This is a genomic window from Marinovum sp., from assembly GCF_048263515.1.
Lineage (GTDB): Bacteria > Pseudomonadota > Alphaproteobacteria > Rhodobacterales > Rhodobacteraceae > Marinovum.
On record NZ_JBLXEC010000035.1, the window covers coordinates 1 to 12,583 of the forward strand.

Genomic DNA, 12,583 nt, shown 5'->3' on the forward strand with positions numbered 1-12,583 from the left:
AGATCGCTCATGTCACCGCTCCTTTTCGGAACCGTGAATCACGCTGCGCCATAGAAATCAATGCATCCTGAGCCTAGAAACACACAAGGGATCCCGAAGGATCCCCTGAGGCGGTCGGCGTGTAGCCTGACCCCGTGGCATTGCTATAGCGTAGGATTTGCACTTCCGGGCCAGGAAATCAAGATATTTTCGTCAGGGCGCCGAGCGGTCGTGCTACTGTGCGTGCTCACACTGGCCCTACACCTTACGCCGGCGTCGCGTTGCCTCTGCAAGTCGCACGCCACCCAAGCGCGAGCTCATAAGCCAATCGCGCAAACTTATGGGTATCGCGCACGATTATGCGTGATCCTACATGCCCTGTAGGGGCGCGCATATTTTTTCGTCTGGCACGCGGGGGATCAAGGACTTAGCTGCGTTCCGCGCGCAATTTTTTTCGCGACCTGCGCGCATATTTTTTCGGGTCGTCACGTCGTCTATAGAAGGCGCTCTTTGTTGGGCGACAAACGCCGTCCACGAGGCTGAGCGCGCTGGCGACAGACCCCCTTAGATAACAATGTAGCCACTTCCTGCGCTTGATCCGGGCAGCCCGCCCTCGGCCGGCATCAACCCGTCGTCTTGCTAAAATTTGCCGAAGGCCTCAATTTGCTCGCATGGTTACGATGAATATCTCCTTGCCGGATGACATGCGCTCAGCAGTGGACGCTCAGGCCAAGGCACGCGGTTACGGCACTGCGAGCGAATATGTGCGCGATCTGATCCGGCGCGACCTGGATCGGCAGGCACTTCGCGCGCTTCTCGATGAAGGTCGCAAGAGCGTGCAAGACGAGCCCCTCTCCCCACAGACCTTCGACACTCTCAAAGAGCGAGCCGTCCGGGTAGCTGACGAGGCTTTTTGACGGGGCGCACCAATGCGCTTGATTGCATTACCCGAAACGAGTCCAAGTGCCGGTCTGTTTGTAAGTGGGGGGACAGGACAGGCAGGCCTCAAATGGCGAGGTTGGCCAGACTGACCGGACGCGAGTCAAAATCTCTCAAGCAACAAATCAATTCATAGCAAATGTGCTATACTACGACTCGACAATGGAGATACTGGTAATGGCGAACAGTTACGCATCCCTCCGAAACGCGCTTCATCTCGCGCATCCGCAGCTCGCGGAGCGCCAAGCCAAGAACGTCCGCAAGCGTGAGATCGCCGTGAAATTGCGCGCTTTACGTGATGCACGAGGACTAACTCAGGAGGAAGTTGCGGCATCAGCAGGTATGACCCAATCGATAGTCGCACGGCTGGAATCCCTGTCCGGGCCCGTGCCAAGCCTTGCGTCCATCGAGCGCTACGTGATTGCGTGCGGTGGCCACTTCGCGCTGCTCATCTCGGACAGGCAGATCGATAGCGATGATGCGTTCAAGGAAGCTTTCGAGAAGGCCCGCGGCCGCATCAGTTCGGATATCGACCTTGACCTTGATTAGCGCGATCCGCCAAGCAAATCCCCGAGGAAATTGCGAGAAAGCAGGATGAGCGCCCATTCAGCCTGATGTAACCGTCCGCACTCTACCGTCGTGCAAAACCAATTGCCGAGGAGCTAACTACATGCAGGACAGTCTTCGATGACCACCGAGGCTTCTCCTGTTCAGTCTCTATGCCCGCCAGCTCCTGAAGAAGTTGTCGGCGTCATCTCCGATACTCACGGCCTGCTCCGACCCGAAGCGCTGGAAGCTCTGCAAGGCGTCGGCCACATCCTGCATGCAGGAGACATCGGCGATCCAGCGCATCTCGACGCTCTCGCCCGCGTAGCGCCCTTGACGGCAATACGCGGCAACATCGACCGTAGTCCCTGGGCCGAAGACCTGCCCCGAACGGTGAGCCTCACAATCCACGGGCTAAACATTTACATGATCCATGACCGCAAGGATCTACAGGTCGATCCGGAGGCCCAATGCCGGAATGTTGTCATCTCAGGCCATTCGCACAAGCCCAGCATTGAAGAGATTGGCTCCCTTCTGTGGTTGAACCCCGGAGCGGCCGGTCCACGCCGCTTCCGGCTGCCGATCACGCTGGCGTTCCTTTGGGCGGAGAATGGCCGCCCCCGTGCCATGATCCACGAGCTGCCTGTTTAGACCGCCGCTGATTGAACGTAAGTATCTGGGCCGGCCAATCGATTGAACATGCATAGTTATCATTGCCGCGGGCAGGAGACGATCCGCTCGCGCGGGGTATTCCTTCCAGAAGCTCGAGAAGCGGGGATGCTCTCGCAGGGGGCAGGACCAGACCATAAAAGTTGGGTCGTCCAAAGAGCGTCCTGCGCGACTGCGAGTGCTGGGAGCTGCGCGGTATTATCTCGTTTCTTTCCGGTATAGCCGAACCCATGTTCACCGGCGGAGTGAGCCAGTCCGTGCAGCAGACGCTTCCGTCTGGTGACCAAGTTGTCATTGAAAGACTGCACGACAGGCAGGCGGGGGTGCGCGGCCCATCAACGACCACGCTTCGCAGGCACCACTCTAATTTCGATGGCGTCCCGGGGCGTAGTGTAGGTGTCGGTGGCCATCGGGTTTCTCGGTAGGGTCGGGTTGCGACAACGAACTTGAACCGGGGGATAGACCCGATGACCAAACCGATGATGGACCTTCGCGCGCTCGTCGAGAAGAGCGGCGATGCGGACCTGCTACGCGAGATGATCGGCTTTGCCGCCAAGCGGCTGATGGAGTTGGAGGTCGGTGCCAAGACCGGCGCCGACTACGGCGAAAAGAGCACCGAGCGGCTGGCGCAACGCAAAAAGCGGGCACCTGGCGCTCAGCGGACATCAGACCTCGATAGGGCGAACGTCAGCGTTACGTTCTCTCCACCACGCTTTCGCGCACAAAACTTTAGGTTTCCGCCGATGCGCCCCATGGCCGCTTGCGCGATGGATAATCCCAGCCCGCTACCCCCTTCGGGGGCGTTTCGGCCGCGAAATAAGCGCTCCGTTATGCGAGCACGGTCCTCCTCGGAAATCCCCGGACCAGCGTCGGATACGGTAATTTCCGCACCATCCCGGCAAACAGCCACGCAAAGTTCGACGACGCCGCCCATCGCACGACCACATTCGAATACGGAAGGAACGAACCGCCGGTCGTCACCGCGAAGAAGGCTCCACCACGGGCAACAGGATTTGCACGCGCGTTCCGTGGTCAATCTCGCTGGTGACGCTTACATCGCCACCAGCCTCCCGCGCGAAACGTCGGGTCTGATAGAGGCCGAGACCGGTGCCTTGCGCCCCTTTCGTGCTTGTGAACGGCTGGAACAGGCTGGCAATTGTTTCCTGAGAGATGCCCTGTCCGGTGTCTTCAACCTGAATGGACACGTAACGCCCCGAATGAAGGCTGGGATGTTCGTCGAGATCGACGACCCGCGTCTTAATGACGAGTTCGCCACCTTTGGGCATTGCATGCGAGGCGTTGACCGCCAGGTTCATCAACGCTGCATCTAACAACGCGGGGCTCGCCTCTACGCAAGCTTCGCCTGCCTCGAGATTGAGTGACAGTGTGACGCCTGGGCCCGTGCTGCGGCGAAGCAGAGCTTCGAGGGAGCGGATCTGCCCGTCCAAGTTGAACGTGCTTGTATGCACCTGCTGATCTTTGGCGAACTGGAGTAGGACAGAGATCAGTCCAACACCGCGCTCTCGGGCGGCATCGATGCCTCGAAGCAGGGTTTCATCTGCATCTCTCCGTCGCAGCAAGCGCACCGCGGAGTCGATCACCGCAAGAATGTTCTTGAAGTCATGCGAGATACCGCTCGTCATGAAGCCGATGGCCTCAAGTTTCTGCTGCATCGCTGCCTTCTGGCGCTCGACCTGCCGCTCGAGCCGACGACGCTCCAGTGCTGAGTAGAGCAACAGCATCAGCGCGATCAGAAGGATATCAGCAAGAACGACGGTCCAGAGTGTCCGGCGCCAATCGACCAAAGCATCGCCGTGGTCAAGGCCGACGGCGACCACAAGAGGGAACTCGCCGAAGCGTTCAAACCCGACCACCGCCTCGCGCCCGGTGAGCGGGTTTATGGTGTGGTAAATACCGTTCGAAGCCTCGGCCAGATTGGGCGAGAACAATCGGGCGTTCCCGGCCTGTTTTCCATAAGCGTCAGGCAGGGATGGGACGCTCGCAATCAGCGTCTGGTCCGTATGAAACAGGGCAACTACGTCTCGCGGCTCGAGTTTCAGGCGGCCGTAGGTTCGTTCGATGAAGTTCGGCTCAAGCGCTGCGACAGCGACGCCGGCAAACTGGCCGTCGGTGGTCTCGAGTCGACGTGCGACAGGAACGAACCAGCGCTGGACCGACCGACTCAGAATCGGGCGGCCGACGTGGAAGTCCCTGTCGGGGTCTTCGCGCAATACGCTGAAATACTGCCGGTCCGCGAGCGAGACGCGCGGAGTTTCCGGGTAATCGGTGTCGTGACTGATGAAGCCGTCCGCCCCGATGACGAAGAGCGCACGCACCGTCTCAAGGCGTTCGTTGAGACTGCGAATGAACGTGCGAAATTCCGCGTCGTCTTGTGGGAGATCCTCGCGTTCGATCCGATCGGCGATCGCACGCAACGCAAGGTCGGTCGATTCCAGCGCTGTCCTGCCTTGTTCCGCAAGGAGCGCGCTGATGTTCATCGCCGCGGTGCGGACATCAGCCTGCTCGTCCTGCCTTGCCTCCACTACGATCCAGATCGAGGCCAACAACAGCGTTGCTACGGCACTGCCCAGGACAATCTTCAGGGTCCGGGCATCCTTGCTAAAGCGGCGGCCGATTAGGTCGCCAAGTCGCCTGATCGCGTGTGTGTTCATGCAGCGAACTACACGGCAAGCGCGGTCAATACTCAACATTCTTGTCCGGTCATGTTGCCCGGCCTTTCTCAGTCGACAGCGGCCAGCGCGAACGTGCGCAATACAGGGTGTGCAGGGTCTCCAGCACCGCCGCGACTTCATCCCCGGCGAGTCGATAGTAGACCGTCTGGGCTTCCCGGCGGCCTTCAATCAGACCGGCGTCTTTGAGCCGCTTGAGTTGCTGAGACATTGTGGGCTGGGCGACGCCACAGTCTTGCGCAAGCTGACCTACCGAGCGCTCGCCTTCCACCAGGCGACACAGAATCCGCAAACGGGCCTCCGAGGCCAGCATCTTCATCAGTTCAGCGGCTTTTCTGACATCTCCGTCAAGTAGGTCGTCGCTCGCCATTACATGCCCCGCCTTGAATATTCAGATTGCGATATACATCGACCGTAGACAACATCAAGCGTGCACGATCCTGCGCGCCATCGCGGAGTGAATTGATGGAAACTGCTTTCACACCTTGGCTGTCGCTCGGCGGCGGCATGATGATCGGGGCATCGGCTGTATTGCTGATGGCCACCAACGGCCGCATTGCCGGCATCAGCGGCCTGACCTCACGCATCTTCGCTCGCAGCAGCGACGGCGAAGCGCGCGGCGTTTCAGCCCTGTTCGTTCTGGGCCTGTTGCTGGCCGCACCGGTCTGGTTACTGGTGTCGGGCGATTGGCCTGAACAATGGGTGCCGTCCAGCCCGGTTCTGATGGCGATTGCCGGCCTGCTTGTCGGCTTCGGCGCCGTCTTCGGCAACGGCTGCACTTCGGGCCATGGGGTCTGTGGCATCTCCCGTGGCTCGGCGCGGTCCATTGCGGCAACGATCGTGTTCATGACAGCGGCCTTTTTGACCGTCCTTGTCACCCGTCACCTGATCTGAGGTCTGAGCGATGAAACAGATATTTGCCCTTATTGCCGGCCTGATCTTCGGCCTCGGCCTGATCATCTCAGGAATGGCCAACCCAGCAAAGGTGCTGAACTTTCTCGACCTGTTCGGCAGTTGGGACCCGAGCCTCGCCTTTGTGATGGGGGGCGCCATCTTGGTGACGGCACCAGGGTTCGCCTGGCTCACCCGCGCGCTCGACCGTCCATTTTTCGACAGCGAATTCCGCATCCCGCGGAGGAGCGACATCGAGCCGAAGCTGGTTGTAGGAGCTGCGATTTTTGGAACGGGCTGGGGTCTCGGTGGGTTTTGCCCCGGACCGGCGCTCACCGCCCTTCCAATCGCCGCCACAGGCACCCTCATCTTCGTGCCTTTCATGCTGATCGGCATGTGGGCGGCCCGCCATGCGCCCGACAAACCCTTCTCGCTGAAAGGGGCCACCCAATGAAAGAACCGCTGAAGTCCCGCGTCGTCCGCCATTCGCCCTCGACCGGCGAAGGCAGTCCCGATGTTTGGGGCATCTACGAACCCGACACCGGTTCAATCCAATATATCTGCGCCGATCCGACGACAAAGAAAGCAGCGCTAATCGACGTGGCATGGAACTTCGATCACCGGAACTATCGGTTCTCGACCGAGAGCATGGACCAGGTTCTGGACCTCGTGGGCGAGAACGGGCTGGAAGTCCAGTGGGTGCTCGACACGCATCCTCATGCCGATCATGTAATGGCTTCGGCGCATCTGAAAGAACGCACCGGTGCGCCGAACGCGATCGGCGCTCTTGTTCCCGAGATCGCGAAGATCTGGGCCGATCTTTACAACCTGCCAGACGCCTTCGACCCCGAGCGCGATTTTGATCGTCTCTTCGAGGAAGGTGAGACATTCAGTATTGGCGAGCTCGATGTGAAGATCATGCTGTCGCCGGGACACACGCTCGGCTCGATCACCTACGTCTGCGGCGACGCGGCCTTTGTGCATGACACGCTGATGCAGCCCGATGTCGGCACCTCGCGTTCGGACTTCCCGGGCGGCAAGACAACCGAGCTCTGGGAGTCGATCCAGGAGATTCTGGCCCTGCCGGGCAACACCCGGCTCTTCGTCGGCCACGACTACGGCGGCCCGGAACGCGACGAGCCGATGTGGGAAGCGACAGTTGAAGAGCACAAGGCAAACAACAAGCACGTCAAGGACGGCACCGACCGTGAGGACTACATCAAGCGCCGACAGGAGCGCGATGCGACCCTGCCATTGCCTGACCGCATCCTGGCCGCGCTCCAGGTGAACCTGCGGGGTGGGCGGCTACCTCCGGCGGAAGATGACGGCAATCACTACTTGAAGCTGCCGGTCAACCGCTTCGACTGAACCTCGGGCGGTGGTCATGAGGCCACCCTCCAGCTCCTCACAGTTCCCGGACCTGATGCTATGTCGCTGTCACGCTATTTCCCGATACTTGACTGGGGCCGCAGCTACGATCGCTCTGCGTTCACTGGTGATGCTGTCGCGGCGGTAATCGTCACGATCATGCTGATCCCGCAGTCGCTGGCCTATGCGTTGCTGGCCGGGATGCCGCCGGAGGCCGGGATCTACGCCTCTATCACGCCGATCATCCTCTATGCGATCTTTGGCACGTCGCGGGCGCTGGCGGTCGGACCGGTGGCCGTGGTGTCGCTGATGACAGCTGCGGCAGTCGGTAATGTCGCCGAAAGCGGCACGGCGGGCTATGTTACCGCGGCGCTGACGCTGGCGGCGCTCTCTGGCGCGATGCTCCTTGCTCTGGGGCTGCTACGGCTGGGATTTCTGGCCAATTTCCTGTCCCACCCTGTAATCGCGGGCTTCATCACCGCCAGCGGCATCCTGATCGCCGCCAGTCAGTTGCGCCACGTCTTCGGTATCGAAGCCGAGGGCCACACGCTGATCGAGATCCTCGCGAGCCTCTGGGCGCATCTGGGTGATGTCAACCTCATCACCCTTGCGCTTGGTGCCACGGCCACAGCCTTCCTCTACTGGGTGCGTGGCGGGTTGAAGCCGCTTCTGCTGCGTGCGGGTCTCGGTCCGCGAGCGGCCGATCTGGGGGCGAAGACCGGCCCGGTGCTGGCCATCGTCGGCACCACGTTGGCTGTCTGGCTTTTCGATCTCGGCGAGCGCGGCGTTGCCATAGTGGGAGAAGTGCCTCAAAGTCTGCCGCCATTTACCCTGCCGTCGGTCTCTCCGGAACTGATCCAACAGCTGGCGATGCCCGCGTTGCTGATCTCGATCATCGGTTTCGTTGAATCGATTTCGGTCGCGCAGACTCTGGCCGCGAAGAAGCGACAGCGGATCGACCCCGACCAGGAGCTGATCGGGCTTGGCGCCGCCAACATGGGCGCGGCTTTCACTGGCGGCTTCCCGGTGACCGGCGGCTTCTCGCGCTCGGTGGTCAACTATGATGCCGGCGCAGAAACGCCGGCCGCCGGTGCTTTCACGGCGCTCGGCCTGGCGCTCGCGGCGCTGTTTCTGACACCGCTGATCTATTATCTGCCCAAGGCCACCTTGGCGGCCACGATCATCGTGGCGGTGCTGAGCCTCGTCGATCTATCGATCCTCAAGCGAGCCTGGTCCTTCAGCCGTGCCGACTTTGCTGCTGTTGCGGTGACGATCCTGCTGACCCTGCTGGCCGGGGTAGAGCTGGGGGTGACGGCTGGGGTCGTCACCTCGATCCTCGTGCACCTTTACAAGACGTCGCGCCCGCACATGGCGGTGGTGGGCCGCGTGCCTGGCACAGAGCATTTTCGCAACGTATTGCGCCATGAGGTAGAAACCCAGCCGCATGTCCTGTCACTACGGGTCGATGAGAGCCTCTACTTTCCGAACGCACGCTATCTCGAGGACCAGCTTGCCGCCTATGCGGCCGACAAGCCGGAGCTGACGGACGTGGTGCTGATGTTCCCAGCTGTCAATGAAGTCGATCTTTCGGCGCTGGAGTCGCTGGAGGCGATCAATGCGCGCCTCCGCGATGCCGACATCCGCCTGCACCTGAGCGAAGTGAAGGGCCCGGTTATGGATCGCCTCAAGCGGAGCCATTTCCTCGATGAGCTGACCGGCGAGATTTTCCTGAGCCAACATGAAGCTGAGGTCTATCTAAGAGACGCATCCAACCTCCGGACCGGCGCAATCGGGGGATAGCCGGCACGCCCAATTCAATAGCCAGCGAAGGTGGCCTCGTCAGCGAAATCTCACGTGCAAACCGGACATATGGGAACACCCTGCGGCAGTAATTGGTTTGGCAGCAGGAGGAACTGACATGACCTTACGCTTCGAACAGATACTGTCCGACGGGGTCGCCGAATGCTCTTACCTGCTCGGCGACGATGCGGCCCATACGTGCGCCGTTGTCGATCCGCGCCCCGACGTGGAGATCTACCTCGAGACCGCGCGGCACTTCGGTATGGCCATCACTCATGTCTTTGAGACCCATATCCACGCCGATTTCCTGAGCGGCGCCCGCGAATTAGTGGACCGACTGGGCGGGCAAGCCAAGCTCTACGTCAGCACCGAGGGCGACGCCGACTATGGCTTCGAGCATGAATCGGTCCGGGACGGTGACGAATTCACCTTCGGCGGCATGCGGATGAAGGCGCGCTTTACTCCCGGCCACACGCCGGAGCATATGTCTTACCTTCTGTTTGACGGCGATACCGAGACCCCTTGGGGTGTTCTCTCTGGTGACGCTTTCTTTGTCGACAGCGTCGGCCGCCCGGATCTTCTGGGTGACGACCAGTCCGAGGAATTGGCCGAGAAGCTCTTCCACACGGTGCAGGACGTCTTCATGGCGCTGCCCGACGATGTCATCATCTACCCCTGCCACGGGGCGGGCTCCGCCTGCGGGCCGGACATCGGCGACCGGATGTCGTCGACTATCGGTTATGAGCGGCGCTTTAACAGCTACGCCCAGATCACGGATTTGGAAGAGTTCAAGGAGGCGATCCTCGGCGACGCGCCGCCAGTGCCGACGCATTATCCGCGCATGAAGAAGGTTAATTCGAAGGGCCCGGAGGTCCTGCGCAACCTGCCGCGGATCGAGCCGATGACCGTCGAGCGTTTCGCTGAGGCGGCGGAGGCGGGTGCCCAATTGCTCGACGTGCGCGACATGATGGACTTCGGCGCCGGTCACGTGCCGGGCAGCCTCAATATCGGCGCCCGGCCGGAGCTTTCGGTCTGGGCCGGTTGGCTGCTCGACCCCGAGAAGCCGATCCACCTCGTCCTGCACGATGACGGCGATTTGCCCCGCGTGTTGCGCCTGCTCTGGCGCACCGGTTTCACCGACTTCGGCGGCTACCTGGCCGGCGGCATAGCGGCGTGGCGCGAAGCCGGGCGGGAGTTTGCCCAGATTCCGCAGATTTCCGTGCATGAGCTGAAGGAGGCTGTGGATCTGCGACCGTTGGACGTGCGCAAACCCGACGAGTGGGAGGGCGGGCACATTCCCGGCGCGCGGCATGCCTTCCTTGGGGAGTTGCGCGACGAAATGGACAGCCTCGACCGTGCCGCACCCTATGCCACGTATTGCGCCAGCGGCTTTCGTGCTTCGATTGCCGCAAGCCTACTGAAGAAGAACGGCTTCGACCAGGTGCGCAACGTCCCCGGAAGTTGGAAGGCTTGGCAAGCCGCCGGCTACAAAACCGAGAAACCGAGCTAAAGGAGCAGAAAATGCAAGATACTGTTCAAATCAATGACCGCTTCACCATCGCCAAGTTCGCGCCCGAGACTGATCAGATCCGGGAGGCCGCGCAGGAAGGCTTCCAATCGCTCATCAACATGCAGACCGATGACGAGGACAAGAAGCTGAAGATGAGGCCGCAGGAGGAAGGCCAAAAGGCAAAGCAGGCCGGTCTGACCTTTCTGCACCATCCGGTGGACGGCGAGAAACTGTCCGAAGATCTTGTGGACGACTTCCGCCAAAAGGCTACCGACCTGCCGGCGCCGATTCTCGTGCACTGCGCCTCGGGCAAGCGGTCCGGCGCTTTCGTGATGATGCACATCGGCTGCGAGGAAGGCATGACCGGTGAGGAAGTCGTCAAAAAGGCCGAAGAGATGGGTTTCGAGTGTGACACGCCGGAGCTCGAAGATTTCGTGAAGAACTACGTAGATAGCCACAACGGCAAATAATCTGGCAGGGACCGGCGCCGGGGAAAGCTGGTCCCGACTATTCGGCGCGATCTGGTCTATTTATGGCGCCGTTCTATGAAGCCACGCGCTGTGTCAGGTGGCGCGCTTCGGGATTACACTGATTTGGCCATTTCGTTCAATTCGCGCTTCCTCGACCTCCGAAAGATCCCGCAAGCCATTCAGCCGCAGCAATTCCGCGATATCGTTCTCGCCCAAACGCGCTTTCCGGACTGCCTCGTCGTCAACCTCTCCGGAGCGAACAAGGGTTATTGGGCGGCCCTTCAGGAGACGGGAGACGATCTTGGAGCGCGGCGCCAGGGCGGTCACGGAAACATAAAGGACAACAAGCAAACCTGTGGCGGCAAGAGTGGGTAGGAGAGGGGCATTGCCGGTGAGCGACCGGCTCAGGCTCGACCCCAAGATCACAGTCAGGACAATGTCCTGCGCAGACAGGTTTGAAAATGATCGTCGCGGTGCCACCCGATAGAGCAGGATGGCGTAGAGAAAGATGATCACAGCGCGCAGGCTCATCTGCCACCAGGCAATATGTGGCGTATCTTGCCCAATCAGATAATGGAATGTCTCCATACTCGCGGTTCCCTCTGGACGTCTCACCCGAATTGCAGCGAGGGCCACACGAATAAGTGCAATTTAGCAATGGTGCTGGCAACCTCCATTCCACCTTCGACCGTTAAGAGACCGCAACGGCAAGTGAACGTCCGAAGGGCTCTTGGCGGACCTGCTGGCCTTCAACGTCGGCGTGGAACTGGGACAGCTCATGGCGCTTGCCGTGATCCTCATCGTCATGGGCTTCTGGCGGAAGTCGCCGGACTTCTTGCGCCAAGCCTACACCAACGCAGAAAAACCCAGCCTCGACGAACTTTCCAATTCGAAGCAGCTTATCCGTTCTACAGTAATCGCCGGGGCGTCGGCCGTGGCAATCCTCGTCACCGTGGTGCTGCCCCTTCTCAACTGCGACGGAGATTGTGCGTCCGCAGCGAACGACAGCAAGGTCCGCTGAGCAGACTTGGCCCACACTGCGGCGAATGTTGGCGCACCCCCTTAGACAGATCATCACGGGTCGAGGTTAACGGGTGCGCGCGCCATTTCCGTTATTCCCCTTCTGGACGGAGACCGAGCGCTGCCGCTGCTATCGCCGAATGTGGAATGAGATGTCCCCGCCATGCTTTGCCGTCCCGAAAACAACCGATCGGGTGGACGCCGAGCTCGCCCAAACGCCGCATCAGGTAGCGAGAGGTTGTGCCCAGCTGCTTCGCGAGCTCGCTCAAGGGGAGATGGGTCGATTGGAACTTCGATAGGCTCTCGACGCTGATCATCCGGCCCGTTCGCCCGGCATGTTCATACACCTCGTGCTCAATGAGACCTTGCACGCACCAAGCCGCGATACATTGGTCTTTCCACCCGGTTAGGTGGGCAACCTGTTGGACGGTCATACCCGGACCCCGCCGAGCCTCCGTGAGAACTGCATCTACTTCACCTCGGCAGAACCGAAACTCGCCGAGCCGGCCATGGATGCTGCCCGCGGTCGGGCGGAGCCGACCATCGAGCACCCGCCGGAACACCTCGGCGAGGCCCGCTCGGTCGGTGGTGAAACGCAGGTTGAGATCAGAAAAGGCGACCGTGGCTGTGAACAGGCGTGCAATTTTGACCCCGTAACGGGGTGATCGGCGTCCAAAAATGACCCCCTTACACTGATGTGG

General features: G+C 60.7%; 14 protein-coding genes and 2 pseudogenes. 11 read left to right on the plus strand and 5 right to left on the minus strand.

Annotated elements, in window-relative coordinates:
• Positions 1–650 precede the first annotated feature (650 nt).
• The 4 genes and pseudogenes from ACN0SE_RS19710 to ACN0SE_RS19725 form a co-directional block, all read left to right on the plus strand.
• Positions 651–896: a ribbon-helix-helix domain-containing protein gene (locus ACN0SE_RS19710; protein WP_417526242.1), complete on the plus strand. Its 246-nt coding sequence runs from the start codon at positions 651–653 to the stop codon at positions 894–896.
• Positions 897–1,095: 199 nt separating this feature from the next.
• Positions 1,096–1,467 (plus strand): helix-turn-helix domain-containing protein, encoded by a 372-nt coding sequence (locus ACN0SE_RS19715; protein ID WP_417526243.1) that lies wholly within the window; start codon positions 1,096–1,098, stop codon positions 1,465–1,467.
• Positions 1,468–1,605: 138 nt separating this feature from the next.
• Positions 1,606–2,115, plus strand: coding sequence for a metallophosphoesterase family protein (locus ACN0SE_RS19720; protein WP_417526244.1), 510 nt, complete (start codon positions 1,606–1,608; stop codon positions 2,113–2,115).
• 485 nt (positions 2,116–2,600) lie between these two features.
• A pseudogene (locus ACN0SE_RS19725) lies at positions 2,601–2,768 on the plus strand (IS256 family transposase); the annotation flags it as partial.
• A gap of 20 nt (positions 2,769–2,788) precedes the next feature.
• On the opposite strand, the gene ACN0SE_RS19730 reads toward ACN0SE_RS19725, so the two are convergent.
• The 3 genes from ACN0SE_RS19730 to ACN0SE_RS19740 are packed head-to-tail and all read right to left on the minus strand — an operon-like array spanning position 2,789 to position 5,193.
• Positions 2,789–3,067, minus strand: coding sequence for a sensor histidine kinase (locus tag ACN0SE_RS19730; RefSeq protein ID WP_417526245.1), 279 nt, complete (start codon positions 3,065–3,067; stop codon positions 2,789–2,791).
• 43 nt (positions 3,068–3,110) lie between these two features.
• The gene (locus tag ACN0SE_RS19735; RefSeq protein ID WP_417526246.1) at positions 3,111–4,844 is read right to left on the minus strand and encodes an ATP-binding protein; all 1,734 of its coding nucleotides are present in this window, start codon (positions 4,842–4,844) and stop codon (positions 3,111–3,113) included.
• 10 nt (positions 4,845–4,854) lie between these two features.
• Positions 4,855–5,193, minus strand: coding sequence for an ArsR/SmtB family transcription factor (locus tag ACN0SE_RS19740; RefSeq protein ID WP_417526247.1), 339 nt, complete (start codon positions 5,191–5,193; stop codon positions 4,855–4,857).
• Positions 5,194–5,246: 53 nt separating this feature from the next.
• Here ACN0SE_RS19740 and ACN0SE_RS19745 point away from each other — a divergent pair, with 53 nt between their 5' ends.
• The 6 genes from ACN0SE_RS19745 (at position 5,247) to ACN0SE_RS19770 (ending at position 10,862) form a co-directional block, all read left to right on the plus strand.
• Positions 5,247–5,717, plus strand: coding sequence for a YeeE/YedE family protein (locus tag ACN0SE_RS19745; RefSeq protein WP_417526255.1), 471 nt, complete (start codon positions 5,247–5,249; stop codon positions 5,715–5,717).
• Between the two features lie 10 nt (positions 5,718–5,727).
• Positions 5,728–6,168, plus strand: coding sequence for a DUF6691 family protein (locus ACN0SE_RS19750; RefSeq protein ID WP_417526248.1), 441 nt, complete (start codon positions 5,728–5,730; stop codon positions 6,166–6,168).
• Positions 6,165–7,082, plus strand: a complete 918-nt coding sequence (locus tag ACN0SE_RS19755; RefSeq protein WP_417526249.1) for an MBL fold metallo-hydrolase — start codon at positions 6,165–6,167, stop codon at positions 7,080–7,082. The genes ACN0SE_RS19750 and ACN0SE_RS19755 overlap by 4 nt, the downstream gene beginning before the upstream one ends.
• A 60-nt stretch (positions 7,083–7,142) precedes the next feature.
• Positions 7,143–8,882 carry a SulP family inorganic anion transporter gene (locus tag ACN0SE_RS19760; RefSeq protein WP_417526250.1) on the plus strand — a complete coding sequence of 580 codons (1,740 nt, stop codon included), beginning with the start codon at positions 7,143–7,145 and terminating at the stop codon, positions 8,880–8,882.
• 118 nt (positions 8,883–9,000) lie between these two features.
• Positions 9,001–10,392: an MBL fold metallo-hydrolase gene (locus ACN0SE_RS19765; protein ID WP_417526251.1), complete on the plus strand. Its 1,392-nt coding sequence runs from the start codon at positions 9,001–9,003 to the stop codon at positions 10,390–10,392.
• Entirely contained in the window at positions 10,353–10,862 is a 510-nt protein-coding gene (locus ACN0SE_RS19770) for a beta-lactamase hydrolase domain-containing protein (protein ID WP_417526252.1), read from the plus strand. The genes ACN0SE_RS19765 and ACN0SE_RS19770 overlap by 40 nt, the downstream gene beginning before the upstream one ends.
• A gap of 93 nt (positions 10,863–10,955) precedes the next feature.
• Here the strand turns inward: ACN0SE_RS19770 and ACN0SE_RS19775 are convergent, their stop codons facing one another.
• On the minus strand, positions 10,956–11,450 hold the full coding sequence (locus ACN0SE_RS19775; RefSeq protein ID WP_417526253.1) for a DUF421 domain-containing protein: 495 nt from the start codon (positions 11,448–11,450) through the stop codon (positions 10,956–10,958).
• A gap of 130 nt (positions 11,451–11,580) precedes the next feature.
• On the opposite strand from ACN0SE_RS19775, the pseudogene ACN0SE_RS19780 reads away from it, so the two are divergent.
• A pseudogene (locus ACN0SE_RS19780) lies at positions 11,581–11,712 on the plus strand (HupE/UreJ family protein); the annotation flags it as partial.
• A 262-nt stretch (positions 11,713–11,974) separates the two neighbouring features.
• Here ACN0SE_RS19780 and ACN0SE_RS19785 read toward each other — a convergent pair.
• Positions 11,975–12,583 (minus strand): hypothetical protein (locus tag ACN0SE_RS19785; protein ID WP_417526254.1); only part of this gene is annotated, 609 nt, incomplete at its 5' end.

What these genes read in the sequence shown, in the direction of transcription:
- ACN0SE_RS19755 (WP_417526249.1), top strand. Translation starts at nt 6,165, where the DNA reads ATGAAAGAACCGCTGAAGTCCCGCGTCGTCCGCCATTCGCCCTCGACC.
- ACN0SE_RS19765 (WP_417526251.1), top strand. Translation starts at nt 9,001, where the DNA reads ATGACCTTACGCTTCGAACAGATACTGTCCGACGGGGTCGCCGAATGC.
- ACN0SE_RS19720 (WP_417526244.1), top strand. Translation starts at nt 1,606, where the DNA reads ATGACCACCGAGGCTTCTCCTGTTCAGTCTCTATGCCCGCCAGCTCCT.
- ACN0SE_RS19760 (WP_417526250.1), top strand. Translation starts at nt 7,143, where the DNA reads ATGTCGCTGTCACGCTATTTCCCGATACTTGACTGGGGCCGCAGCTAC.
- ACN0SE_RS19730 (WP_417526245.1), bottom strand. Translation starts at nt 3,067, where the DNA reads ATGGGCGGCGTCGTCGAACTTTGCGTGGCTGTTTGCCGGGATGGTGCG.
- ACN0SE_RS19715 (WP_417526243.1), top strand. Translation starts at nt 1,096, where the DNA reads ATGGCGAACAGTTACGCATCCCTCCGAAACGCGCTTCATCTCGCGCAT.
- ACN0SE_RS19750 (WP_417526248.1), top strand. Translation starts at nt 5,728, where the DNA reads ATGAAACAGATATTTGCCCTTATTGCCGGCCTGATCTTCGGCCTCGGC.
- ACN0SE_RS19735 (WP_417526246.1), bottom strand. Translation starts at nt 4,844, where the DNA reads ATGTTGAGTATTGACCGCGCTTGCCGTGTAGTTCGCTGCATGAACACA.
- ACN0SE_RS19740 (WP_417526247.1), bottom strand. Translation starts at nt 5,193, where the DNA reads ATGGCGAGCGACGACCTACTTGACGGAGATGTCAGAAAAGCCGCTGAA.
- ACN0SE_RS19775 (WP_417526253.1), bottom strand. Translation starts at nt 11,450, where the DNA reads ATGGAGACATTCCATTATCTGATTGGGCAAGATACGCCACATATTGCC.
- ACN0SE_RS19710 (WP_417526242.1), top strand. Translation starts at nt 651, where the DNA reads ATGGTTACGATGAATATCTCCTTGCCGGATGACATGCGCTCAGCAGTG.